The organism is Qipengyuania aestuarii, from assembly GCF_019711535.1.
GTDB lineage: Bacteria > Pseudomonadota > Alphaproteobacteria > Sphingomonadales > Sphingomonadaceae > Qipengyuania > Qipengyuania aestuarii.
Genome location: NZ_JAIGNP010000003.1, coordinates 98,579 through 120,113, shown reverse-complemented (window position 1 = coordinate 120,113; position 21,535 = coordinate 98,579). Strand labels below are relative to the sequence as shown.

General features: G+C 62.8%; 26 protein-coding genes, 1 tRNA gene and 1 riboswitch. Of the genes, 14 read left to right on the top strand and 13 right to left on the bottom strand.

What is annotated here, in order from left to right:
- The first annotated feature begins 155 nt into the window (after window positions 1–155).
- Window positions 156–1,157, top strand: a complete 1,002-nt coding sequence (locus tag K3175_RS10310; protein ID WP_221543330.1) for a zinc transporter ZntB — start codon at window positions 156–158, stop codon at window positions 1,155–1,157.
- Between the two features lie 3 nt (window positions 1,158–1,160).
- On the opposite strand, the gene K3175_RS10305 is transcribed toward K3175_RS10310, so the two are convergent.
- From K3175_RS10305 to K3175_RS10295, 3 genes are all read right to left on the bottom strand, one after another.
- Window positions 1,161–2,942: a DUF885 domain-containing protein gene (locus tag K3175_RS10305; RefSeq protein WP_221543329.1), complete on the bottom strand. Its 1,782-nt coding sequence runs from the start codon at window positions 2,940–2,942 to the stop codon at window positions 1,161–1,163.
- Window positions 2,943–3,087: 145 nt separating this feature from the next.
- Window positions 3,088–4,050 (bottom strand): SDR family NAD(P)-dependent oxidoreductase, encoded by a 963-nt coding sequence (locus K3175_RS10300; RefSeq protein WP_221543328.1) that lies wholly within the window; start codon window positions 4,048–4,050, stop codon window positions 3,088–3,090.
- A gap of 111 nt (window positions 4,051–4,161) precedes the next feature.
- A complete protein-coding gene (locus tag K3175_RS10295; RefSeq protein WP_221543327.1) occupies window positions 4,162–5,412 on the bottom strand; it encodes a mechanosensitive ion channel in 1,251 nt (416 codons plus the stop codon).
- Window positions 5,413–5,525: 113 nt separating this feature from the next.
- On the opposite strand from K3175_RS10295, the gene K3175_RS10290 reads away from it, so the two are divergent.
- Window positions 5,526–6,530 carry an isoaspartyl peptidase/L-asparaginase family protein gene (locus K3175_RS10290; protein WP_221543326.1) on the top strand — a complete coding sequence of 335 codons (1,005 nt, stop codon included), beginning with the start codon at window positions 5,526–5,528 and terminating at the stop codon, window positions 6,528–6,530.
- A gap of 162 nt (window positions 6,531–6,692) precedes the next feature.
- Here the strand turns inward: K3175_RS10290 and K3175_RS10285 are convergent, their stop codons facing one another.
- The gene (locus K3175_RS10285) at window positions 6,693–7,793 is read right to left on the bottom strand and encodes an OmpA family protein (protein WP_221544106.1); all 1,101 of its coding nucleotides are present in this window, start codon (window positions 7,791–7,793) and stop codon (window positions 6,693–6,695) included.
- 106 nt (window positions 7,794–7,899) lie between these two features.
- On the bottom strand, window positions 7,900–8,793 hold the full coding sequence (locus K3175_RS10280; RefSeq protein ID WP_221543325.1) for a prephenate dehydratase: 894 nt from the start codon (window positions 8,791–8,793) through the stop codon (window positions 7,900–7,902).
- A gap of 132 nt (window positions 8,794–8,925) precedes the next feature.
- Between K3175_RS10280 and K3175_RS10275 the strand changes: the two genes are divergently transcribed.
- Window positions 8,926–9,633 (top strand): c-type cytochrome, encoded by a 708-nt coding sequence (locus K3175_RS10275; protein ID WP_221543324.1) that lies wholly within the window; start codon window positions 8,926–8,928, stop codon window positions 9,631–9,633.
- A gap of 69 nt (window positions 9,634–9,702) precedes the next feature.
- On the opposite strand, the gene K3175_RS10270 is transcribed toward K3175_RS10275, so the two are convergent.
- Together K3175_RS10270 and K3175_RS10265 are read right to left on the bottom strand one after the other, a co-directional pair.
- Entirely contained in the window at window positions 9,703–10,365 is a 663-nt protein-coding gene (locus tag K3175_RS10270; protein ID WP_221543323.1) for an RlmE family RNA methyltransferase, read from the bottom strand.
- A complete protein-coding gene (locus K3175_RS10265) occupies window positions 10,358–11,617 on the bottom strand; it encodes a Ppx/GppA phosphatase family protein (RefSeq protein ID WP_221544105.1) in 1,260 nt (419 codons plus the stop codon). Before K3175_RS10265 ends, K3175_RS10270 begins: the two co-directional genes overlap by 8 nt.
- A 191-nt stretch (window positions 11,618–11,808) precedes the next feature.
- Here K3175_RS10265 and K3175_RS10260 point away from each other — a divergent pair.
- Window positions 11,809–11,882, top strand: a tRNA-Gln gene (locus K3175_RS10260).
- Window positions 11,883–11,965: 83 nt separating this feature from the next.
- Here the strand turns inward: K3175_RS10260 and K3175_RS10255 are convergent.
- A complete protein-coding gene (locus tag K3175_RS10255; protein ID WP_221543322.1) occupies window positions 11,966–12,580 on the bottom strand; it encodes a TetR/AcrR family transcriptional regulator in 615 nt (204 codons plus the stop codon).
- 76 nt (window positions 12,581–12,656) lie between these two features.
- Here K3175_RS10255 and K3175_RS10250 point away from each other — a divergent pair, with 76 nt between their 5' ends.
- The 6 genes from K3175_RS10250 to K3175_RS10225 all read left to right on the top strand — a co-directional run bounded on the left by K3175_RS10250 (window position 12,657) and on the right by K3175_RS10225 (window position 17,395).
- The gene (locus K3175_RS10250; RefSeq protein WP_221543321.1) at window positions 12,657–13,019 is read left to right on the top strand and encodes a darcynin family protein; all 363 of its coding nucleotides are present in this window, start codon (window positions 12,657–12,659) and stop codon (window positions 13,017–13,019) included.
- A gap of 85 nt (window positions 13,020–13,104) precedes the next feature.
- Entirely contained in the window at window positions 13,105–13,524 is a 420-nt protein-coding gene (locus K3175_RS14390; RefSeq protein WP_425594838.1) for a DUF1328 domain-containing protein, read from the top strand.
- Between the two features lie 42 nt (window positions 13,525–13,566).
- A riboswitch (TPP riboswitch) is annotated at window positions 13,567–13,675 on the top strand.
- Between the two features lie 34 nt (window positions 13,676–13,709).
- Complete coding sequence (gene thiC, locus K3175_RS10240; protein WP_221543320.1) at window positions 13,710–15,626, top strand: phosphomethylpyrimidine synthase ThiC; 1,917 nt, start codon at window positions 13,710–13,712, stop codon at window positions 15,624–15,626.
- 38 nt (window positions 15,627–15,664) lie between these two features.
- A complete protein-coding gene (locus tag K3175_RS10235; protein ID WP_221543319.1) occupies window positions 15,665–16,018 on the top strand; it encodes a hypothetical protein in 354 nt (117 codons plus the stop codon).
- Between the two features lie 195 nt (window positions 16,019–16,213).
- Entirely contained in the window at window positions 16,214–17,041 is an 828-nt protein-coding gene (locus K3175_RS10230) for a hypothetical protein (protein WP_221543318.1), read from the top strand.
- A gap of 135 nt (window positions 17,042–17,176) precedes the next feature.
- Entirely contained in the window at window positions 17,177–17,395 is a 219-nt protein-coding gene (locus K3175_RS10225; protein ID WP_221543317.1) for a hypothetical protein, read from the top strand.
- A 41-nt stretch (window positions 17,396–17,436) separates the two neighbouring features.
- On the opposite strand, the gene K3175_RS10220 is transcribed toward K3175_RS10225, so the two are convergent.
- The gene (locus K3175_RS10220) at window positions 17,437–17,772 is read right to left on the bottom strand and encodes an Mpo1-like protein (protein ID WP_221543316.1); all 336 of its coding nucleotides are present in this window, start codon (window positions 17,770–17,772) and stop codon (window positions 17,437–17,439) included.
- 81 nt (window positions 17,773–17,853) lie between these two features.
- Here K3175_RS10220 and K3175_RS10215 point away from each other — a divergent pair, with 81 nt between their 5' ends.
- On the top strand, window positions 17,854–18,015 hold the full coding sequence (locus K3175_RS10215; RefSeq protein WP_221543315.1) for a hypothetical protein: 162 nt from the start codon (window positions 17,854–17,856) through the stop codon (window positions 18,013–18,015).
- A 9-nt stretch (window positions 18,016–18,024) separates the two neighbouring features.
- Here the strand turns inward: K3175_RS10215 and K3175_RS10210 are convergent, their stop codons facing one another.
- From K3175_RS10210 to K3175_RS10200, 4 genes are all read right to left on the bottom strand, one after another.
- Window positions 18,025–18,267 (bottom strand): DUF2061 domain-containing protein, encoded by a 243-nt coding sequence (locus tag K3175_RS10210; protein WP_221544103.1) that lies wholly within the window; start codon window positions 18,265–18,267, stop codon window positions 18,025–18,027.
- 98 nt (window positions 18,268–18,365) lie between these two features.
- Window positions 18,366–18,863, bottom strand: a complete 498-nt coding sequence (locus tag K3175_RS10205; RefSeq protein ID WP_221543314.1) for a YaiI/YqxD family protein — start codon at window positions 18,861–18,863, stop codon at window positions 18,366–18,368.
- Window positions 18,864–18,913: 50 nt separating this feature from the next.
- On the bottom strand, window positions 18,914–19,045 hold the full coding sequence (locus K3175_RS14280; RefSeq protein ID WP_263621188.1) for a hypothetical protein: 132 nt from the start codon (window positions 19,043–19,045) through the stop codon (window positions 18,914–18,916).
- A gap of 299 nt (window positions 19,046–19,344) precedes the next feature.
- Entirely contained in the window at window positions 19,345–19,794 is a 450-nt protein-coding gene (locus K3175_RS10200) for a pyridoxamine 5'-phosphate oxidase family protein (protein WP_221543313.1), read from the bottom strand.
- 108 nt (window positions 19,795–19,902) lie between these two features.
- Between K3175_RS10200 and K3175_RS10195 the strand changes: the two genes are divergently transcribed.
- The 3 genes from K3175_RS10195 (at window position 19,903) to K3175_RS10185 (ending at window position 21,533) form a co-directional block, all read left to right on the top strand.
- Entirely contained in the window at window positions 19,903–20,274 is a 372-nt protein-coding gene (locus tag K3175_RS10195) for a hypothetical protein (protein WP_221543312.1), read from the top strand.
- A 430-nt stretch (window positions 20,275–20,704) separates the two neighbouring features.
- Complete coding sequence (locus K3175_RS10190) at window positions 20,705–21,118, top strand: YbaY family lipoprotein (protein ID WP_221543311.1); 414 nt, start codon at window positions 20,705–20,707, stop codon at window positions 21,116–21,118.
- Between the two features lie 124 nt (window positions 21,119–21,242).
- Entirely contained in the window at window positions 21,243–21,533 is a 291-nt protein-coding gene (locus tag K3175_RS10185) for a hypothetical protein (RefSeq protein WP_221543310.1), read from the top strand.
- The last annotated feature ends 2 nt before the right edge of the window (window positions 21,534–21,535 follow it).

The following is a 21,535-nucleotide window of genomic DNA, read 5'->3' as shown; positions in this document are numbered from 1 at the left end:
AACATGACTTCGGAAGCGTCGGCCCGGATACTTGAACCGTTCGACGCGGGGGGCGGCGCGTTAGGGCAAGGTCAAGGGCAGGGCAAGCGCGTTTCGTCGAGTTGCATGGACGAAGCCGCTGGCAAAGCCGGGCGCCTTGTTGCATCAACCGGCGCATGAGAGAGCCGACCGACGACACTGAAACCCATACGCCTCTCCTCTTCGGGCGCGTGCTCGATGGGCAGGGCGGTGCGCGGCCTATCGGCTGGGAAGAAGCACAGAACTGGCAGCCTGCCGCACCGGGAGAGGTGCTGTGGGTGCATCTGTGCCGCAATCGCCCGGGGGTGCAGCAGTGGCTGGAGAACGAACTCCATGTGCCCGAACCGACTGCGGAACTACTCACCAGCGATCAGACGCGGCCGCGTGCTTTTGTAGAAGGCGAGACCCTGGTCGGGACCTTGCGCGGGATCAATTTCAATCCGGGGGCAGAGCCGGAGGACATGATCTCCATGCAGCTGTGGTGCGATGGGAACCGCCTGGTGACGCTGCGCCGCCATCCGCTGCAGACCCCGCGCGAAATCGTCGCCATGCTCGACCGCGGCATTGGGCCCCCGGATGCCGGTGCGACGATCACCCTGCTTGCCGAATTGCTGATCACGCGGATGAGCCAGGCAATCGTAGATATGAACCAAGTGCTCGACGATCTGGAGGATGACGATCCGGACGAACATGCCGAGGAAATGCTGAAACGCATTTCCACGATCCGGCGCAACTGCCTGGGGCTCAAGCGCCACATGGCCCCCCAGCACGAGGCGCTGGAGCAGATCAGCCGCGATGCCCCTTACTGGTTCGAGGACCACGATCGCCGCGAAATCGCCGAGAGCATTGCGCGGCTGCGCCGCTACCTCGACGACATCGATATCAGCAAGGAAAGCGCCGTCGTGCTGCAGGACGAATTGCGCGCCCGCAGCCTCGCCAGCAGCGAGCATGCGACCTACATGCTCACCATTGTGGCGGGGATATTCCTGCCGCTCAGTTTCCTGACCGGGCTTCTCGGCATAAATGTCGGCGGCATGCCGGGGATGGACGATCCCGATGCCTTCTGGGGCGTCGTCGCACTGTGCGGATTTCTCTTCATCGCGCTGATTGTGGTGTTCCGACGCCTCAGATGGCTGTAATCGTCAGCTGCCGCTGCGCTGCGCTGGAATGAACTCTTCGCGCACCGCCTTGGCAATCAGTTCGAGCGGAATGATTCCCTGGCTCAGCAGGAAATCGTTGAACGCCTTCTCGTCGAAGTCCTCGCCCAGCGCCAGCTCGGTTTCTACCCGCAGGTCGATCAGCTTGCGATAGCCGTAATAATAGGATCCGGCCTGCCCCGGCATGCGGAACTGGTAACGGTCGAGTTCTTGCTTGGTCATCCCGGGTGAGAACAGGGCTTCTTCACGCAGCACGCGTTCGGCTTCCTCACGCGTCATCAGGCCGAGGTTCAGTGCCGGATCGAGGAAGGCGCGGGCAGCGCGCAGCAGGCGGAACTGCTGGGCGATGAACTGTCCTTCGATCGGTTCGTGCGGCATCATTTCCGCTTCCGCATAAAGCGCCCAGCCTTCCACGTTCACGCTGTTGAAGGCGTAGAGCATGCGGGCAAGCGAAACCCCGTTTTCGACCAGTGCGGCGAACTGCATCTCATGGCCGGGACGCGCCTCATGTGCGCTCAGCGTCCAGCTGGCGGCAGGGAAGTTGAAATCGTCATAGGCATCCTCGGCACTCGCAGTCGGATTGCCGACCGTGAGCACGAAGGTGCCCTGTTCGCCGGTATTCCCGATCAGGCGCGGCGGGCGCATATGCGGGGCCGGCTGGGCAGCGCTTTCGGCGACCGAGGCGACGCGCATCTGCAATTCGCTATCGGGCAGCGAGACGATATCGTTCTCGCGCACCTTGGCCTCCAGTTCGCGGTTCACCCCGCGATAGAATTCCTCGATCTCGTCGTTGGGGATCGTCTGCTGCTTCAGCCGCGTCATGACCGAAGCCATGTCGGTTTCCGGCCAGCCGTTCTTTTCCGCGATCTGCGGGGCGAGCGCTTCCATCTGGGCGCGGACCTCATAGAAGCCCCGGCGGGCCTGGCTCATCGCCTCGCGCGGGTCCATGTCGATGCCGACGTTGCGCAGGTTGAGGGCATAAAGCTCCTCCGGCAAACGGGCTTCGTCACGCGCGGCGGGCAGCACCACGTCGCGGGTCCATTCGCCATAATCGGCAAACTGACGGTCCATCGCATCAAGGGCTTCCTCGGCGCCGTCGATGTCGTATTTCTCGAACAGTTCGCGGATGCCGGCGGCAAAGGTCGGGATCTTGCCGATCGATTCCTCGACCTCCACCCGGTAGGGGCCGATCTTGCCGTCACCGCGGCTCGCCTCGAAGCGCGCCTTGGCAAGCTCGGTATAGGGCTCGTAGCCATCGGCTACACCGGTATAGCGATTGAGCAATTGCACGGCCGACGCCCGGCGGTTCTCGGCGGTCTGGTCCGATAGCATGGTGCCGATCGAATAGAAGATGCTTTGCGGCAGCTCGTTCCATTCGAGCATCATGCGCTCGTTCAGCTCAGACGAAAGGATCGACCGGTCGAGGCTGTCGATCAGGATGGCAAGGTCCTGCTTGACGAAGGTGTTGCTCTCGCTCGCCATGGCGGCGGCGAATTCCGCGCGCAGCGCCTTGGCACCCGCAATGTACCGCTCGGTGCTGTCGGGCGAATAGTCGAAGGTCATGCCGTCATATTGTTCATAGCCCGACGAACTCGCGCTCTCGGGATAGAACCCAGCTTGGAATTCGATCAGCTTTTCGGTGTAGGCGTTGCTCGTCTCGATCCAGTCAGCACTGGCGGCATCGGTGGAGGCGTTCTGCGCCATGGCGGCGCCGGCAGGAAGGATGGTCGCTGTAGCGAGCGCGATGGCAGCGGCGAAGGTCTTCATGGGCATGGTTCCCCTGGTTTCCCGGAAATGATGCAAATGTCTTATTGTCTTTTGTGGTCTGTTTGCGCCCGCCGGGGGCCGCTGGCAAGCAGCCACCCGATCAACGGTCGATCAGGCCGGACGAGTGCTGGCGCCGCGGCGGGACTCAATAGTCAAACGTCTGGCCGACCATCTTTTCGCTCAGCTGCCACAATCGTTCGGCCTTGTCCTCGTCCACCGCATAGCTGCGCACACCGCCGCCGGTGTCGTGATCGTCCTGCTCGGCCACATGGCAGTCTTCGCAATAGAGGCCGCCGCGCCCCTCCAGTTCGGGAGTAGTGGCGACCCAGCATGTCGTCGCCGCGCCCTGGGGGATGGACTTGAAGGGTTCGGGTTTTTCTCCGCGCGCTTCTGCCGACTTGCGGATTCTTTCCATCAGGTCGGCCATCTCCTCCTCGCTCATATGGCGCCCAAGATTGGTGTTTATGCCGCCGGGGTGAAGCGCATAGGCATGGATGCCCTTGGCTACGAGCCGCCGCTCGAGCCCCACGGCAAACAGCACATTGGCGGTCTTCGACTGCCCGTAGCTTACCCATTTGTCATATTCGCGATTCTCGAAATTGGGATCGTCGAAATCGACCGGCGCGATATGGTGGCCGCGGCTGGAAAGGTTGACGATCCGCTGGCGCTCTCCAGCCTCGACCAGCGGCATCAGCAGATTGGTCAGCAGGAAATGGCCGATGTGATTGGTGCCGAACTGCATTTCGAAACCGTCGGTCGTTTCCGCCTCGTCGCAGGCCATGACCCCGGCATTGTTGATCAGCAGGTCGATCTTCGCAAAGCGATCGTTCGCCTCTCCCGCAGCCTTTCGAATGCTGTCGAGCGAGGCGAGATCGCACACGAGGGTCTCCACCTTGGCGCCTGTTTCCTCGGCAATGGCATCGGCGGCAGCGGCCAGCTTGGTTGCATCGCGGCCGGACAGGATCACGTGCGCGCCGCGTGCAGCCATGGCGCGGGCGGTTTCGCGGCCGAGGCCAGAATACCCTCCGGTGACGAATGCCGTGCGCCCCTTGAGATCGATATCGGCAAGAACTTCATCTGCCGTGCTCGAAAAACCGAAATTGCTCATTGCGTATGCTCCTCTTTCCCGGAGGGCGGTACCACATGAGAAAGGGGGCGCGAGAGTTTTCCTCCCGCGCCCCCGGGACACCCTCTCTCCTTGGTGTCTTGTCAGCCTCGGTTACGCGCCCGGTGGCAAGGGATCGTCGCTCGTCGGAGCGGCGGCCTTGCGGCGCTTGGGCTTGGGTGCAGGCTTCGGTGTGCTGCCGCCCAGATCGCTGTCCATCTGGTCGAGCTTGCGCGCCGCCCAGTCACGGCCGCCCAGGCCGAAGGCCAGCGCGCCGGCCACCGAAATGCCCGCAATGATGATGGTAAGCACATTGCCGGGGATCATCCCGCCGATGCCGGTGAACTGCAGGCCCATGAAGACGAACAGGATGATCGTGGCCCAGCGCACGATGGTGGCGGCTGTTCCGGCCTCGCCTTCACCCGAGATGAGCCGGGCGAGAAGGTTGGCGATGAAGAAGCCGAAGGCGATAACCACCGCGCCGAAGATCACGCGGCCACCCAGTTCCAGTACCTGGTCGAGGATACGTGTCAGTTCGGGGAAGCCGAGCAAGCGCGTTGCAGCGATGGCGAAGAACAGGATGATCGCCACCTGCACCACGCGGGCGATGATGCTGGAGGCGCGTGTGCCTTCCGCCATCATCCCGCTTTCCGCCAGCGCCCGGTCGACGCCGAGGCCCGGCAGCACTTCCTTGAGCACCTGAACCACGAACTTGCTGATGAGGTAGCCGATGCCGAGCAGGATCGCAGCGGCGATAATGTTCGGAATGGCATTGAAGATCAGCGTCAGCATGCCGCTGGCCGGGCCGGAAATGCTTTCGATATTGAGCGCTTCCAGAGCCATGATCGACACGAAAATCACGATGATCGCGTAAACGATGGTGGCGATTGTCCTGCTGATGGCGGAATTGCCGGTCACACTGTCGACCCCGCCGCGATTGGCCCATTTGTCGAAGTCGACCGTCTGCAGCGTGGTGATGATCAGATCGCGCACGATGCGCGCCACCATCATGCCGATAAAGAAGATAAGGCCCGCACCGACAAGGTTTGGAATAAAGGCGACGAAGTTCTCCAGCAGGCTGTCGACCGGTCCGGCAACCGCGCCGAGGCCGAGGACCTGCAGGATGACCAGAAGGCCGAAGAGCCAGATTAGCAGGCCCACAATCTTGCCTAGCGATTCCCCCAGCGACGAGCCATTGCCCGTGCCCCGCTGGAAGAACGAGATATTGTCGACCAGCTTGGCGAAGGCCCATTTCGCGGCCTTGGCGGCCAGCCAGGTGATGGCAAGAACGATCAGGGCCAACCCGATCTTTTCGAGCACCTCCAACGCGATCTGTTCGTCGAACCGATAATTTCCGATACGCATGAAACCTCTCTCCCCTTTGGGTTTCTGTATTACGCAGGGCTAACACGTGCACGGCGATTATCCAAAGGCCTTTATCGTATTGAGCGGGAAGGCTTGCGTGCTATCGCGTCGGGATGAGAGGATTTTTGACCACGCTCGCCCCCGGTATGGCGCTTGCCATTACCGGATTTGCCGCCCCTTCTTTTGCGCAGGACGAGGCGCCGCGCTGGTCGCTCGCTATCCACGGCGGGGCGGGCACCATTGCGCGTGAGAACATGACGGCTGAAGAAGACGCTGCCTATCGTGCCTCGCTTCAGGCCGCGCTCGACGCGGGGGCCAGGGTGCTTGCCGAAGGGGGCGAGGCGCTGGACGCCGTCGAGGCGGTGATCCTGCTGCTGGAGGAAGACCCGCGCTTCAATGCCGGGCGCGGAGCAGTCTACACCTGGGAGGGCGGGCATGAGCTCGATGCCTCGATCATGGACGGGCGCGATCGCGATGCGGGCGCGGTGGCGGGAGTTACCACCATTCGTCATCCGATCCTCCTCGCGCGCAAGGTGATGACCGACAGCCCGCATGTGATGCTGGCGGGAGAAGGGGCGGAAGAATTTGCCGCCGAACAGGGCATCGAATTCGTCCCGCCCGAATTCTTCGACACCGATGCTCGCCGCCAGTCGCTGGAGCGGATGAAGGCGGAACAACTCTCTGCCATCGATGTCGATGTGAAGTTCGGGACCGTGGGCGCCGTGGCGCTGGATACGCAGGGCAATCTTGCCGCCGGCACCTCGACCGGCGGGATGACCGGCAAACGCTGGAGCCGCATCGGCGATGCCCCGGTCATTGGCGCGGGCACCTATGCCGACAACCGCGCCTGCGCTGTTTCGGCCACCGGCTGGGGCGAATATTTCATCCGCGTCGGCGTGGCGCGGACGATCTGTGCGCGCATGCAAATGGGCGGCGAAAGCGCGCAAGTGGCCAGCGATGCAGTGATGGACGATGTTAAAGCATTGGGCGGCGATGGCGGCGTGATCGTCGTCTCACCGGCGGGCGATGCCATTTTCAGCTTCAACACCGCAGGCATGTACCGCGGCCGCGCGACCAGCGGCGGAACGAGCGAAGTCGCAATCTACGGCGACGAATAGCGTCGTTTTGCGGGGCAGACTTGGGAAGCGCCATACAAAACCGCCCTCAAGCAGCGCAGCGGTAGGGCATCAGGATACGCTCAAGCAGCGCAGCGGGAGGGCAACAAAAAAGGGACCGGATCGCTCCGGCCCCTTCTCGGTGCTCCGCTTGCGCAGAGAGGGTTACATGCCCGAACCCGGGCCGTAGGTGACTTCGACGCGGCGGTTCTGCAGTTCGCGCACGCCGTCGGCGGTGGGGACGCGCAACTGCGTCTCGCCGAAGGCCTCGCTAGAAATGCGGGTACCGGGAATGCCGCGCCCCGTAAGGTATTCGCGGACCGAGGCGTTGCGCCGTTCGGCCAGGCCGATGTTGTACTGCGCCGAGCCGGACGTGTCGGTATGCCCTGCCAGCATGACCGAGGCCATGCCGCAATTGGCATAGGCGGAGACGGCATTGTCGAGGATCGTCGCCGCTTCGGGCGTGATGTCCGATTTGTCCCAGTTGAAGAACACGATGTAGGGGCCCTGCTGGCATACCGGTGCGGGCGGCGGCGGGGTGGCCGGCGGTGGCGGTGGCGGCGGTACCGGGGTTGGCGGGGGCGGCGGGGCGACCGGCGCTGCAGGCCGCCCGAAGTTGAACGCGAGCGTGCCGAGGATCGAGTGCGATGACCAGTCGGTCTGCGCGCTCTGCGTGGCGAAGGATCCGCCGATCCGGTATTCCGGCACGTTGAAGAAGCGATAACGCAGGCCGACGTCGATGCTGTCCGTCAGCGGCGCGCGCAGTCCGGCCAGCGCCTGCCAGGCGAACTTCCAGTCGTCGCCATTGACGAGATTGTCGTCATTGCCGGTGCCGACCAGCGAAATCGCCTGGTCGACATAGACCGACCCTGCACCGCCGCCGATGAACGCCTGGATACCGTCGTCACTGCCGAGGTCGAGCAGTGCATTGCCCATGACGCTGGCCGCCGAGGATTTGCCGAGCGGGTTCTCGACCGCAACGTCGCTGGCGAGCGCCGTCAGCTGGTCGTGACCATATTCGCGGTAGCTGCCTTCGATCTCGATGCGGAAGGCGCCGTAATCGTAACCAAGGACGATCCCGCCGTCGAAGCCGGTATCTTCTTCCAGCGTGACATCGGCCGATCCGTCGGAGAAGTCCTCGAAATAGAAGTCCTGGGCGAGCGACGGCCCGAAGCCCAGTTCGACATAGGCGGTGTTGTCGCGGGCGAGGGCCGCCGACGAAAGAGCGGTCGAGCACAGTGCCAGACCCAGTGCCAGTTTGCGCATGGTTTTCCCCATTTTTGCTGTTTTGACCGACAGCACATGGCAGCGCAGCATGACACTTCGTGTCAGCCGGGCCGAAAACTGTCACAAAACTGACGCGGGCTGGGGGTCAGCCGCGCTTCCTTGCCTGCGCATAGCTGCCCAGCAGGCGCACGCCGTTGGTCTGGAATTCCAGCTCCTCCAGCGCGGCGTCCACGCGCGGATCTCCGGGGGCACCCTCGATATCGGCATAGAAGCGCGTGGCGGCGAAGCTGGCGCCTTTCTGGTAACTTTCCAGCTTGGTCATGTTGACGCCATTGGTAGCAAAGCAGCCCAGCGCCTTGTAAAGCGCGGCGGGCACGTTCTTCACTTCGAAGATGAAGGTCGTCATCGCCTGCTGCGCCTCGATTGCGGCGGGGTCGCGCGGCTCCTTCGCCAGCACCACGAAGCGCGTGGTGTTGTCGGCGGCATCTTCCACCGCGTCCTCGATGATCCGCAGGCCATAAAGCTCGGCCGCCATGGGCGGTGCCAGCGCGCAGAACCGGGGATCCTGCATTTCGGCGACATAGGCCGCGGCACCCGCGGTATCGGCATGCGCCAGCGCGACAATACCGTGGCGTTGCAGATATTCGCGCGACTGGCCCAGCGCTTGCGGGTGGCTGTAAGCGGCTTCGAACGGGCCCGGCCCCGTGGCCATCAGCGTGTGGGTGATGCGCATGAAATGTTCGGCCACGATCGACAGCCCGCTTTCTGGCAGCAGAAAGTGGATATCCGACACCCGGCCATGCTGGCTGTTTTCGATGGGGATCATCGCGCAGCCCGCGCGGCCCTGTTTCACCGCGTCCAGCGCATCCTCGAACCCCAGATAGGGCAGCGGCAGGCATTCGGGATCGAACTGCATCGTCGCCTGATGCGAGTTGGAACCCGGCGCGCCGCCGAAGGCGACCGCGCGTTGCGGATCGGCGGCGGCGGCCTGTCGCATGGTGTCGACCATGTCGACGGCGGGTTTGGCGAAGGTACGCATGGCGGGGCGTGTTAGCGCCCATTTCGCCTTGCGCAACCACTAAGACAGTCGCGGCACTTGCGCGAGCGCGCCCGTCGCACTAGAGCGGCGCGCAACCATCAGACCACACGGATTCTCGCAGGCTTTCACGCAATGGACGATCGTTTCAACACCGCTTCCGGCTGGGTTCTCTTCTCAGGCATCGTCGCGCTCGGCGCTTCCATCGCTTCGGGCATGTATTTCCACGCCGACGGGCATGAAGAATTCGAAGACGGCGAATGGGGCTTCTTCGTCGAAGGTGCGGAAGAAGAGGGCGGCGCCGATGCCGGTCCCGATCTCGGTACGCTGCTTGCCAGCGCCGATACGGCTGCCGGTGAAAAGGTCTTCGCCAAGTGCAGCGCATGCCACACCATCAACCAGGGCGGCGCCGACGGTATCGGTCCCAACCTCTATGGCGTGATGGGCAAGCCGGTCGGCAAGCACGCGGCAGGCTTCGCCTATTCCAGCGCGCTGTCCGAACATGGCGGCGAATGGACCTGGGAAAACATGAACGAATGGCTCACCAGCCCGCGCGCTTTCGCCAGCGGCACCAAGATGAGCTTCGCCGGCCTGTCCAAGCCGGAAGACCGCGCCAATGTAATGGAATATCTCGCCTCGATGGGCGGCGCTCCGGCCAAGCCGGAACCTGCTGCTCCCGAGCCTGAAGAAGGCGAAGCGGCAGATGCGCCCGGCGCAGGTCCGGGTGCGGTCGAAGGAACTCCGGCCGATCCGGCACAGGCTGCCGGCGCAATGGGGGGCGATCAGCCGGTCGCTTCGGAAAATGCCGGCGGCGACAATGCAGGGGCGACCAAGGTCGACTGATCCTTGCCGATATTCTAACGAAAAGCCCCGCCTAGCGCGGGGTTTTTTGTGCCTGCTGGCCGCGCGTTTTCAGTCGCCCTTGAAGCCCTGGGCGATGACATACCATTCGCTAGAGCCCTTGCGGCTGGCGGGCGGCTTGGCATGCTTCACTGTCTTGAAGTGCTTCTTGAGCAGGTCGAGCAAGTCCTTGTCGGTCCCGCCCGCCAGCACCTTGGCCAGGAATGTCCCGCCCTTTTCCAGATTCTCCACGGCGAACCAGGCGCCCGCCTCGACGAGCCCCATGGTGCGCAAATGATCGGTCTGCTTGTGGCCGACCGTATTCGCGGCCATGTCGCTCATCACAAGATCGGCCTTTCCGCCCAGCGCTTCTTCCAGAACACGCGGCGCGTCCTCGTCCATGAAGTCCATCTGGAAGATCTCGACGCCCTCGATCGGCTCCACTTCGAGCAGGTCGATGCCCACCACTTGCGCCTTGGGCACGACCTTGCGCGCCACCTGCGCCCAGCCGCCCGGCGCAATGCCGAGATCGACGATCCGCTTCGAGCCCTTCAGGATGCCGAATTTCTCGTCCATCTCAATCAGCTTGTAAGCCGCGCGGCTGCGATAGCCGTCGGCCTTGGCCTGCTTGACGTAGGGATCGTTCAGCTGCCGCTGCAGCCAGCGGGTCGAGGATTCCGAGCGCTTCTTCGCAGTGCGGACGCGCGTATCCTTGTCCTTGCCCGATCTAGACATCCTGTTCTCTCATTCTTTGAAGTGCCGCGCGGCTGCTTTCGCCCGTGGCATCGGCGGCCATAAGGCTGCGCAGGATGCCTTCGCGGATTCCGCGATCGGCCACGCCCAGCGTCTCGGACGGCCAGATGTCGAGAATGCTCTCGAGAATCGCGCAGCCTGCCACCACCAGATTCGCCCGGTCGTCCCCGATGCAGGGCAATTGCCGCCGGTCCGCGCCGCTCATATGCGACAGGCGCACCGAAATATCCCGCATCGCGACCGAGGGGAGAATCAGGCCATCCACCGCCTGCCGGTCATACTGCGGCAATTCCAGGTGCAGGCTCGCGAGCGTGGTGACCGTGCCGCTGGTCCCGAGCAGCCGGATCGGATGCTGTCCCTTGGCAAATTCACGGACCCGTTCCGCGAAGGGGCGGAAACTGTCGAGCACGGTCTTCCGCATGCGGCGATAGCGATCGAGCCTGAGGTCCGTGGTGTCGTCCGATCCGTCCACCGTATCGGTCAGCGAGACGACGCCCCAGGGCACGCTCATCCAGTCGAGAATGCGCGGCACCGCGCCGCTCGGTTCCACCAGCACCAGCTCGGTGGAGCCGCCGCCGATGTCGAAAATCACGGCGGGCCCGGCGCCGTCCTCCAGCAGGATATGGCAGCCCAGCACCGCGAGGCGCGCTTCTTCCTGGGCGGAGATAATGTCGAGCGCGATGCCGGTTTCCTCGCGCACGCGCTCGATAAATTCGGCGCCGTTGGACGCGCGGCGGCAGGCTTCGGTGGCGACCGAGCGGGCAAGATGGACATGGCGCCGGCGCAGCTTTTCGGCGCACACATGCAGTGCGGCCAAGGTGCGTTCCATCGCCTCGTCCGACAAGCGGCCGCTGGCGGCCAGCCCTTCGCCAAGCCGGACCACCCGGCTGAAAGCGTCGATGACGGTGAAGTTCTCGCCCGAGGGGCGGGCGATCAGCAGGCGGCAGTTGTTGGTGCCCAGATCCAGCGCAGCATAGGCCTGGTTGCGGCCGCGCGGCATGGGCGCGGATTGTGCCTGAGCCTGGGCAGGGCCCTGATTACGGGCCTGAGCATGAGCCTGCTTGCCGGAAGGTTCCCCGCGCGCCTTGGGCTCGCGCGGTGCCTGCCCGTTCTTGCGCGGGCGCTTGTTGGGCCGGGAGGGGCGTTTGTAGCGGAAATCGGCTACCTTGCCGGACGTGCCGCCCCTTGTCTTTCCTTGGCCCCGTTTGATGTCCGGCGGATTAGTGTCCGCCATGGGGGTATCTTTCATTATTCCTCCCGCGCGAAGAATTAAGCGCGGGGACCTGAGAGCGATGCTAGCGGGTCCCTCGCCAAGGGGCAAGCACCGTCCTCAGCGATGGGGTTGACCTTGTGCGCGCACGAAACTAGATGCGCGGCCTCTCTTGCGGAGACAGCGCGATTCTCAGCGTCGTACCGCATGGCTGATGCCCCGTCGTCTAATGGTAAGACTACGGACTCTGACTCCGTCAATTGAGGTTCGAATCCTCACGGGGCATCCATTACTGTCAGGCTTCAAGCAGGAAGGACGGAAACGGAGATATTCCGTATGCCCGCTGATTCCGGACGGAAGCCATAAGCAGCTTCAAGCAGACATCGAGAGGTAACCGAGCACAGCTCGGCGAACCCGCGCCGCAAGCGCTTCCTGATTGCTTTCACCTCGCTCACCGGCGGCATCGATCATTCCCCGCATGATCGATGCGACATCGCCCGTGGCAGTCGCCATGTCGGGCTGCTGGGGGAAGTCCGGGCGAGCAAGAATTTCAGCAACGATGGTCGTGAACCTTGATCGTACCAGTTGGGTCCCGGCATCCAAGGGCAGGCGAGCTTCCTCGAAATCGAGTAGCCGCCCCAGTCGAGGGCGTCGGAGCTGGTGCCGCACGGCGGCGTGGATCACGGCATCGAGCGCTTCGTGCCCTGCGGCCATGAGACAGGCGGCTTCGGCGTCTTCGACAAGGCGGCCTGTTTCACGGGCGATCAGAGCGCCGAGCAGCGCATCCTTGTCAGGAAAATACTGGTACAAGGTGCCGATACTCACCCCGGCCACGTCGGCGACGGCGTTGGTGGTGAATCCGCCATGTCCCTGCTCCTCCAGAATGCGAGCAGACGCTTCCACGATCGCGTCCACTGTATGCCGTGCGCGCGCCTGTTTCGGCTGTTTGCGGGGGCTCGCACGCTGATCGGCGGTCTGTCCTGTCATCGAAACCAATGCGAGTAGAATATATGAGCAGATGCTCGCATCTTAGCGACGTCAATCAACAGCGCAAGGATGCATCATGGATACTCAGCACACCCAGTTCGAACCCGCACTCACCACGTTCTTCATGGTCAAGACCTCGCCGGAATGGCTGGGTTTCTCTTTCGAGACGCGCCTGTCCCATGCGCGCGAGACGTTTCAGCCGATCCTCGACGAATTCCGGGGGCGCGTGCGGCTGAACTGGTATGATGTCGAGTTTTACACGGCCAAGATCAGCGACATCTGGATGATCGAATCGAAGGACCATCACAGCTACCAGCTTTTCTGCGAAAAACTGCGGGAGACACCCTTCTGGGATCGCTTCTTTCTGGTGCAGGACATCTTCCCCGGGGAGCTGAACGCCTGGGCAAAAAATTACGAAGTCGACGCATTGCAATCGTAACGGCCATGGCAGCGTAAGCCTCGCTCCATGACCGCACCCGGAGACACCCTGTGGATGGGATGCGAGCGATGGCTGATTTCCATCGGTGATCGAGCCGCTGTCGCAGCGTGTCGAGAAGCGAGCCACCGGCAGGACCAGAGGTGTGGTCCCGCCGGTGTGCTGTATATATGACAAGCCCTTCCTAGGGCGTCTCGATGCAGGCAGCGATGCAGAGGTTTCAAGAGCAATCGACGCGGTGCTCATTGAGGTTCGAATCCTCACGGGCATCCATTCTCCGCAATTGCTGGACGCAGTGCTTTCGCCCGCTTACCGTGCGCGGATGATCAAGCTTGCTCTTCTGTGCCTCGTCATTGCTGCCGTCGCTGCCATTCTCGGGTTTGGCGGTCTTGCGGGGACGATGGTCGATGTCGCCATTGTCTTGGCCGTGATTGCGGCGGTGCTGTTCGTCGTCTTCCTTTTGCTCGGCATTTTTGCGGGCAAGAAGGCGAAGGATATGCTCGACTAGCCCTCGTTCCGCTTTACGCGCTCCGGCGCTTGCCCTACACATCGTGCATCCCCGGGGAGCGCGCTTGCGCTGAGAGGGGCGCGTAGCACCGCCCGACCCGTCGAACCTGAACCGATTAGCATCGGCGGAGGGAGTGGAGCGGCGCGATAATTCCGCTCTTCCTCCGCCTTTTGGAGAGAGCACGCATGGCCGACATCAACAGCAAATTCGACATCGGCGTCACCACCGGTCCGATCCGCGGCAGCCGCAAGGTCCATGTGGGCGCCAAGTCGGGCAGCGGTGTGCGCGTCGCCATGCGGGAGATCGACCTCGAGGGCGGCGAATTGCCAGTGCGGGTCTACGACACCAGCGGCCCCTATACCGATCCCGCCGCCACGATCGACATCAACAAGGGCCTGCCCCAGCTGCGCCGCGAATGGATCATGGCGCGCGGCGATGTCGAGGAATATGACGCGCGTGAGGTGAAGCCCGAGGATAACGGCCAGCTCGGCCCCGATCGCAGCGGCGGCGTCCCGGCCTATCCCAATGTCGTCCAGCGTCCGCTGCGCGCCAAGGCCGGCAAGAACGTCAGCCAGATGCATTATGCGCGCCAGGGCATCATCACGCCCGAGATGGAATATGTCGCCGAGCGGGAAAATCTCGGCCGTGAAATGCTGCGCGAGGAAGCCGCGCGGCTGGAGGCTCGCAATGACGGCCAGCCCTGGGGCGCCAGCTTGCCCGATTACGTAACCCCGGAATTCGTTCGCGACGAGGTGGCCCGCGGCCGGGCAATCATCCCCAACAACATCAACCACCCCGAAACCGAGCCCATGGCGATCGGGCGCAATTTCCTCGTCAAGATCAACGCCAATATCGGCAACAGCGCGGTGGCGTCCGATGTCGCCAACGAGGTCGACAAGATGGTCTGGTCGATCCGCTGGGGCGCGGACACTGTCATGGACCTATCGACGGGCCGCAACATCCACGACACGCGCGAATGGATCATCCGCAATTCGCCCGTCCCCATCGGCACCGTGCCGATCTACCAGGCGCTGGAAAAGGTCGGCGGCATTGCCGAGGACCTGACGTGGGAAATCTTCCGCGACACGCTGATCGAACAGGCCGAGCAGGGCGTGGACTATTTCACCATCCACGCCGGCGTGCGGCTCCCCTACGTGCCGATGACCGCCAAGCGCGTCACCGGCATCGTCAGCCGCGGCGGCTCGATCATGGCGAAATGGTGCCTCGCGCATCACAAGGAGAGCTTCCTCTACGAGCGCTTCGACGAGATCACCGAGATCATGAAGGCCTATGACATCGCCTACTCGCTGGGCGACGGCCTGCGCCCCGGCTCCATCGCCGACGCCAATGACGAAGCCCAGTTCGCCGAGCTCTACACGCTGGGCGAACTGACCAAGCGCGCCTGGGAGCAGGACGTGCAGGTGATGATCGAGGGCCCCGGCCACGTGCCGATGCACAAGATCAAGGAGAACATGGACAAGCAGCTGGAAGCCTGCGGCGAAGCGCCCTTTTACACGCTCGGCCCGCTCGTCACCGATATCGCGCCGGGTTACGACCACATCACCAGCGGCATCGGCGCGGCGCAGATCGGCTGGTACGGCACCGCCATGCTCTGCTACGTCACGCCCAAGGAGCACCTCGGCCTGCCCGACCGCGACGATGTGAAAGTGGGCGTGGTGACCTACAAGCTCGCCGCCCACGCCGCCGATCTCGCCAAGGGCCACCCCGCCGCCAAGGTCCGCGACGATGCGCTGTCGAAAGCCCGCTTCGAATTCCGCTGGCGCGACCAGTTCAACCTCAGCCTCGACCCCGACACGGCCGAGCAGTATCACGACCAGACGCTGCCCGCGGAAGGCGCCAAGACCGCGCATTTCTGCTCCATGTGCGGCCCCAAGTTCTGCTCGATGAAGATCACGCAGGAAGTGCGCGACTTCGCCGCCAAGCAAAACTCGGACAGCTATCTCGCCACCGAGAACATCAAGCGCGAAACCTCCGCCGAAGAGGCCGAGGAAGCGCGCGAGGGCATGGAGGAAATGAGCCGCGTCTACGAAGCCACCGGGCGCGAACTGTACATCGGGCAGGGCGACCGCGAGCATGACTGAGCAAGGGCAGGTCGCGGCGGCGCCCGACGGGGGATGACATGACGCAGGGCGCGGATACAGAGGACATCCTGGACGATCCGCTGGCAGAGGACCGCCGCGAGCGCCGCCGCCTGCCGGTGATCGGCCTGTGGCTCAGCGCGCTCTATGTCGTCGGACTGGTGATCTACCTCGCGGTGCAGGGCCAGAACCCGGCGGACCTGCGGCTGAACGAGCTGGGCGACTTCCTGGGCGGTGTCTCCAGCCCGCTCGCCTTTCTGTGGCTGGTCCTCGGCTTCTTCCAGCAGAGCCGCGAGATCCGCCTGAGCAACAAGGCGCTCCACCTGCAGGCACGCGAGATGCGCCGCAGCGTGGACGAACGCCGGCGGATCGCGGGCGGCAAGCAGGGGGAGTGAGGGTTGCGTCCCTTGGATCGCCGGGCCTGACATCAAGCGTAAGACCGCATGTGAGCTGTCACGCCGCTCTTGGGATGGGCTACTTCTACGTACTGGTCAGTTCGCTTGCGCCAGAAAGGGGCGAATCGATATATGGCTAGTCATTCCAAATTAATTTATTAGCCATTTTCCCGAGTTTGAGGTTTTTGGAAATAGATGAAGATAGGAAAAATCCTTCTCCTTTCTGCCGCAATATTTACAATTAGCGCAGGCCTTCTCATTGTGGGCCTCTCGTGGGCTCTTTCGGAGTTTTTCTTCAGCAATTGTCAAAGCCTTGCAAGCGGGGTGTCGGTGGAGACATGCAATGAGATTGCATCTTATAAACTAGATCAAGGTGCTCTCTTCGCAGCTGTGTTTGGAATCTCCGTATCTTCGGTTTCGGCAATTGCCCTTATAGTCACGATTTACTTCACTTCGCGAGCGACGGAAGCCGCAGTAAGGGCTGCAGATAGCGCTGAACGCTCAATTGAAATTTCACGGGAAATTGTAACAATACAGTTGCGGCCTTACGTCGTGGGTCATGACATAAACCTAGTTTGGTCCCCAAATGATTGTGGTGAAGTCCAAGCGCGATACTTGCAAATAGTTTGGGAAAATGTTGGCGAAACTCCGGCCATAAATGTGCTGGCAACTGTTAACTTCACTATAATTGAAGGTGAATTACCAGAAGACTTCCATTTTCCGGGTCGAGAAAAAAATAACAGTGCGGGAAGTATTGGTAAGTCAAAATCGGTCACCTCTAGCACCGCACTTATTGATTTAGATCAGATGCAGAAGGTATTGGAAGGCGATAAAATTCTTCATCTCTGGGGGTATGTCGAATATAGTGGAACAAATAGCTCAAAAAGGTATCGAACAGAGCTATACTCAACGGTTAATTTTTGGAACGCTAAGAGTGTTTACGATATTAACTTGAAGCATGGCTCAACAATTAAAGAAGTTTTTAATGGCATGGACGATTATTGTAGTTTTCCCATAAACTAAATAGGATGATATTGGTTTAGCGTGCGCCGTAATCGTCATAAGTCATTCAAGATTAGAGGCGAACACGGCCACCGCGCAGCGAGACTGGGAACACCCCGGAATCCCCGCCCGTTAGTCTCCCGAAGGAGGCCGACAATGGCACGCAATACAGGTGACGACCACCGCATCGGCTCGGTCGAGGATCGCAGTCAGGTGAAGAACACGGCGACGGGCAAATGGACCAAGCGCAACCGCGAGGAAGGTTCGGCCGAGGCCGGGCAGTTCATGGATGTCAAAGCGGATGGCGAGCCGTTCAAGGGCGTCGCCAAGGAGCGCGACGGGCGGCGTAGCGAGGTTGACGGCGAGGAGGACTAAGTCCTTCGCTCAGGCTGGCGGGGCGCAGCGCAGGGAAAAGCCTAGCGCACCCCGGCCTTGCGCAATTCCTCGCCCAGCCTGCCGGTCAGCCACAGCCACCACATCTTGAAATCGGCGCCCAGGCTCCACAGCGGATAGGTGAAGGTCGCCGGGCGGTTCTTCTCGACCGTGAAATGCGCCAGCCAGGCGAAGAAATAGCCCGCCACCGGCATCGCCAGCAGCCACCACCAATGGCCCGCCAGCACGGCATAGACCGCGATCAGCACCACCAGCGTCGTGCCGACATAATGCAGCGCGCGCGTGCGCGGCTTGGAATGTTCGCGCAGATAGAAGGGCCAGAACTCGGCGAAGGTGGAATAACGGGCAGGCTGGGTCATGCCCGCCATGCTGCGCCTGTCGCGCCGCCGATGCAAGCATCGCTACTGGCCAGCGGCGCGCGATGCGCCCATAGGGCGCGCATGGCCGATCTCTATCTCAAAAATCTGGAATCCGAACGCCGCCAGCTGTGGGCGACCTGCCGCCTCAAGGGGCTGAAAAAGGATACCCCGGAACGCCGCCGCATCGCCGATATCGACGAGGCGATCGCCGCGCATAAGGCCAAGTCGGCCAAACCCGGCTGAACGCCGCCGTCACACCGGCTGCGAGCGGCCTTCCGCTCCGTGCCGGTGCAGCACGACATCGAGAAGCGCGGGGCGTTCCTTCTTCTGCCAGGCGCGTTCGTGAAAGAAGAACACCACCGCGTTCACCAGCGGCTCTACCAGAGCGATACCGCCCGCCAGCGCCAGCGAGCCGGTGAAGGCGTAAGCGACCGAGAAGCCCACGATCAGGTGGAGCGCAAGGAAGGTGAGGGTCTTGAGATAATCGCGGTGCATGACAGGGTAATACATCAGACACCCAATCGTATCCTGCGATTAAAAGCGCTGACATTAATCGGATTTGGCGAATTGTGTTGGAGAGGCCGTGCGGTGCGCTACCGCATCTTCACCAGCACCCGGTCGAGCGCCTGCAGGAAGTTCGACCGGTCCGCCTTGCTGAAGGGCGGGGGGCCGCCGCCGGCTGCGCCCAGGGGGCCGTCCATCCCCGCGCGCAAATCTTCCATGATCGCGCGGGTGGCGATGGCGCTGCCGATGCTGGCGGCGTCGAACGGCTTACCGTCATGGCGCAGCACCGTCGCGCCAGCCTTGAGGCAGCGTTCGGCCAGCAATATGTCGGCGGTGATGACCACCGCGTGTGGCCCTGCGTTCTCGGCGATCCAGTCGTCCGCCGCGTCGAAGCCGTCGCCCACCACCACGCGCTTTATCCGCGCGTTGACGGGCACGCGGAAAGCGCTGTTGCTGACCACGCGGACCTGCGCCCGGTAGCGTTCGGCGACGCGGTAGATTTCTTCCTTCACCGGACAGGCATCGGCATCCACCAGGATGGTCGGGGCACTGTCTGCGGGCGGGGTGTCGGATGGGGGCGGGGGCATCGACAGCGCCTTAGCACCTGATCCCCCGCACGTGTAACCGGGTTTCCGGCCTAGCTGTTCTTCATGTTCTCCAGGCCCTTGATGGCCCCGGGCTTCTGCGAGGGCTGCGAAGCGTTGGTTTTTACCTTTTCCTTCTTCGGCTTGCGGGCTTCGCGGCTCTTCTTCTGCTGGCCTTTGGCCATGGTCTTTTCCAATCGGGGCGGAATGCCCCGCCGGGCAGCCTAGACCCTTTCGGCCAAGACCCTGCATCAATTCGGTGGGGAGGGGGGATTCGCCTCTACTGCCGCCATCCCGTGGAGGTCGTGAGTATTCAGCATCAACAGCCAAAGTCCGTCATCCCCGCGAAGGCGGGGATCCAACTGGCCTTGGCGCTTGCTCGATCTGGATCCCCGCCTGCGCGGGGATGACGAGGGGGGCGGGCATGACGAGGGAGGGGGGTAAAACCAAAAAACGGGGGCAGCCTCCGCCGCCCCCCATAACCTCACTTGATATCGAAATCGGCCTCGTCCTCGCCGTCCCAATAGGCGCAGCGGGTGGCGTGGACGTGGATCATCGCCACGCCGTCGGTGTCGGCGCCGTCCTTGAACCAGCGGTCGAGATCCTTGGTCCAGTGTTCTTCGAACTTGCTCTTGTCCTTCACGATCTCCGCCTTGCCTTCCAGCGCGATGAAGATGCCCGGCGCGCCCTTGGGGCCGGGGTTGCCCTGCAGCGACAGGCCGACCTTGGGGTCTTTCTCGATATCCTTCACCATCAGGCAATCGTCCCAAGTGAAGTAATAGCTGTCGCCATCGTAATCGACCTGGCGGTTGTTGCTCATCGGGCGGTGGCCGATCTGGCCGTCTTTCGTGTGCGTGGCCAGCATCACGAAATCGATGTCCTTCATCTTTTCGGCGATATGGGCGAGATGTTCTTTGGGGGACTTGTCGGCCATCGAATAAACTCCTGCGTTCGGTTCAGATGACCAGCGTTCCGCAGTGAAAGCGGTTCCGCGTAAAAAGATGCTTTCCTACACGGTGCGAGACGTGGCTTATCCTGCCGGATGACACAGAGACCGCCTTCGCACACACACCGCCCCGTTCCCGAAGCCTCGCAACCGGGCAGTACGCCCTCTCCGCGTCCGCGGCCCAACAATGCTCGCTGGACCGGGGCCAAAGCCTCCACTTTCATCAAGATGCTCGCGCGCAGCGGCAAGGTGACCTCCTGCGCGCTGGCGGTGGGAATGAGCCGCCAGTCCGCCTATCGCCTGCGCGCCCGTTCGCCCAATTTCGCGCATTACTGGGATATCGCCATGGGCGAGGCGAAGCGGCGGCGCGCATCTTCGCGCAAGGGCAAGCCGCGCGTCCACCCGCTGCTCTCTCGCGTGCCCCTGTCCGAGATGGATCTGGCTGACATTCCGGCGCCGGGAGAGTGACAGTGGTGCGCGCAAAAGGTGACAGCCGGGCAGTTGCAAAGGTGACGTTTTGCGGCGGAAAAGGTGACGGTGCGGGTGAAAGGATGACACTTTGGCGTGAAAGGGTGACACCGGGCCGCGCAAGGTTACGCTTTTGCCGGGGCAGGGTGACACAATGGCGGTTTTCGCCCTGGAGTGTGCTCCACCTGCTCCATCCTGTCCAAAACTGCCGCGCTTCACCTGGCGTTCAAAGTCGAACTGTCTAAGAGGCGCCGCCCGGTACAGTGCCGGGCGCGTAAAAGGACCCGGCTATAGTGCATCGTCAGCCAAACGCTTCGCCCTTAGCGGCGCTCTATTCGTCACGAATACACGCCCGTTTCGTGTTTATCGGGAACGGCCCCGCCCAGGCACCGTTGGGCCGGCCATGAAGAAAATCGCACCTATCGCCGCAATGACGGCATTCGCCCTGGCCGCCTGCGCCACCACCCCCGCCACCACTCCCGCCCCCGGCGCGGACGGAATGGTAAGTGTGACCGGAGAGGCGACCTATCGCCAGCGGATCGCGCTGCCTGAAGATGCCGTCGTCACAGTGCGGATCGAGGATGTGTCGCGCGCCGATGCCGCCGCCACGGTGCTGGGCGAACAGACCTATGCCACCAGCGGGCGCCAGGTACCGCTGCCGTTCACGGTCAATGTCTACCGCGCGAAGCTGGAAGATGCCGCGCGCACCAACGCCCGCGTCACCATCGCCGATGGCAATGGCCGCCTGCTGTGGACTACGGACAGCAACCACGCCGTGGTCCCGGTGGCGGGGCAGGACGAAATCGATCTGGGTACCTTGGTCCTCGCCCAATCGGCAGGATAAGGGACCTGTCCCGGTCCGGTCGCAGCGAAGCCCCGAGTGCTGCGACCGGGCTGGGGCCGAAAGGCGGTTGCGATCGTTTGTGCAGTGCAGCATAGTGCCGCTGCATATCTCAGGAGCTTCCCCAATGACCCGACACGATACCGCCGCATGGACGCGGCTTGCCTTCGATAGCTGGGCGCTGTCGGTCGATGCCGCTTCCGTCGTATGGCTGCGCAGCCTGCGCATGATGGCGGGCGGAAAGCTGGCCGAGCGCGAGGCGGAGCGTATGGTGACGGAGAAGGTTATGGCCAACCTGCTGCTATGGCCGTTCCTGCTGCAGGGCGGGCCGTGCCAGTCGGCGCAGGAACTCTCGAGCAGAACGCTGCGCCATTACAGCGGCCCGGTCCAGGCCAACCGCCGTCGCCTCTCTCGCTGAGA

Excerpts from the sequence above, each read along its gene's own strand:
- K3175_RS10295 (WP_221543327.1), bottom strand. The coding sequence starts at position 5,412 with ATGCGTATCGGAAATTATCGGTTCGACGAACAGATCGCGTTGGAGGTG.
- K3175_RS10265 (WP_221544105.1), bottom strand. The coding sequence starts at position 11,617 with ATGGCGGACACTAATCCGCCGGACATCAAACGGGGCCAAGGAAAGACA.
- K3175_RS10225 (WP_221543317.1), top strand. The coding sequence starts at position 17,177 with ATGGCACGCAATACAGGTGACGACCACCGCATCGGCTCGGTCGAGGAT.
- K3175_RS10210 (WP_221544103.1), bottom strand. The coding sequence starts at position 18,267 with ATGCACCGCGATTATCTCAAGACCCTCACCTTCCTTGCGCTCCACCTG.
- K3175_RS10195 (WP_221543312.1), top strand. The coding sequence starts at position 19,903 with ATGACACAGAGACCGCCTTCGCACACACACCGCCCCGTTCCCGAAGCC.
- K3175_RS14280 (WP_263621188.1), bottom strand. The coding sequence starts at position 19,045 with ATGGCCAAAGGCCAGCAGAAGAAGAGCCGCGAAGCCCGCAAGCCGAAG.
- K3175_RS10275 (WP_221543324.1), top strand. The coding sequence starts at position 8,926 with ATGGACGATCGTTTCAACACCGCTTCCGGCTGGGTTCTCTTCTCAGGC.
- K3175_RS10270 (WP_221543323.1), bottom strand. The coding sequence starts at position 10,365 with ATGTCTAGATCGGGCAAGGACAAGGATACGCGCGTCCGCACTGCGAAG.
- K3175_RS10310 (WP_221543330.1), top strand. The coding sequence starts at position 156 with ATGAGAGAGCCGACCGACGACACTGAAACCCATACGCCTCTCCTCTTC.
- thiC (WP_221543320.1), top strand. The coding sequence starts at position 13,710 with ATGGCCGACATCAACAGCAAATTCGACATCGGCGTCACCACCGGTCCG.
- K3175_RS10185 (WP_221543310.1), top strand. The coding sequence starts at position 21,243 with ATGACCCGACACGATACCGCCGCATGGACGCGGCTTGCCTTCGATAGC.
- K3175_RS10205 (WP_221543314.1), bottom strand. The coding sequence starts at position 18,863 with ATGCCCCCGCCCCCATCCGACACCCCGCCCGCAGACAGTGCCCCGACC.
- K3175_RS10305 (WP_221543329.1), bottom strand. The coding sequence starts at position 2,942 with ATGAAGACCTTCGCCGCTGCCATCGCGCTCGCTACAGCGACCATCCTT.
- K3175_RS10235 (WP_221543319.1), top strand. The coding sequence starts at position 15,665 with ATGACGCAGGGCGCGGATACAGAGGACATCCTGGACGATCCGCTGGCA.
- K3175_RS10190 (WP_221543311.1), top strand. The coding sequence starts at position 20,705 with ATGACGGCATTCGCCCTGGCCGCCTGCGCCACCACCCCCGCCACCACT.
- K3175_RS10255 (WP_221543322.1), bottom strand. The coding sequence starts at position 12,580 with ATGACAGGACAGACCGCCGATCAGCGTGCGAGCCCCCGCAAACAGCCG.
- K3175_RS10280 (WP_221543325.1), bottom strand. The coding sequence starts at position 8,793 with ATGCGTACCTTCGCCAAACCCGCCGTCGACATGGTCGACACCATGCGA.
- K3175_RS10220 (WP_221543316.1), bottom strand. The coding sequence starts at position 17,772 with ATGACCCAGCCTGCCCGTTATTCCACCTTCGCCGAGTTCTGGCCCTTC.
- K3175_RS10300 (WP_221543328.1), bottom strand. The coding sequence starts at position 4,050 with ATGAGCAATTTCGGTTTTTCGAGCACGGCAGATGAAGTTCTTGCCGAT.
- K3175_RS10230 (WP_221543318.1), top strand. The coding sequence starts at position 16,214 with ATGAAGATAGGAAAAATCCTTCTCCTTTCTGCCGCAATATTTACAATT.
- K3175_RS10215 (WP_221543315.1), top strand. The coding sequence starts at position 17,854 with ATGGCCGATCTCTATCTCAAAAATCTGGAATCCGAACGCCGCCAGCTG.
- K3175_RS10290 (WP_221543326.1), top strand. The coding sequence starts at position 5,526 with ATGAGAGGATTTTTGACCACGCTCGCCCCCGGTATGGCGCTTGCCATT.
- K3175_RS10250 (WP_221543321.1), top strand. The coding sequence starts at position 12,657 with ATGGATACTCAGCACACCCAGTTCGAACCCGCACTCACCACGTTCTTC.
- K3175_RS10200 (WP_221543313.1), bottom strand. The coding sequence starts at position 19,794 with ATGGCCGACAAGTCCCCCAAAGAACATCTCGCCCATATCGCCGAAAAG.
- K3175_RS10285 (WP_221544106.1), bottom strand. The coding sequence starts at position 7,793 with ATGCGCAAACTGGCACTGGGTCTGGCACTGTGCTCGACCGCTCTTTCG.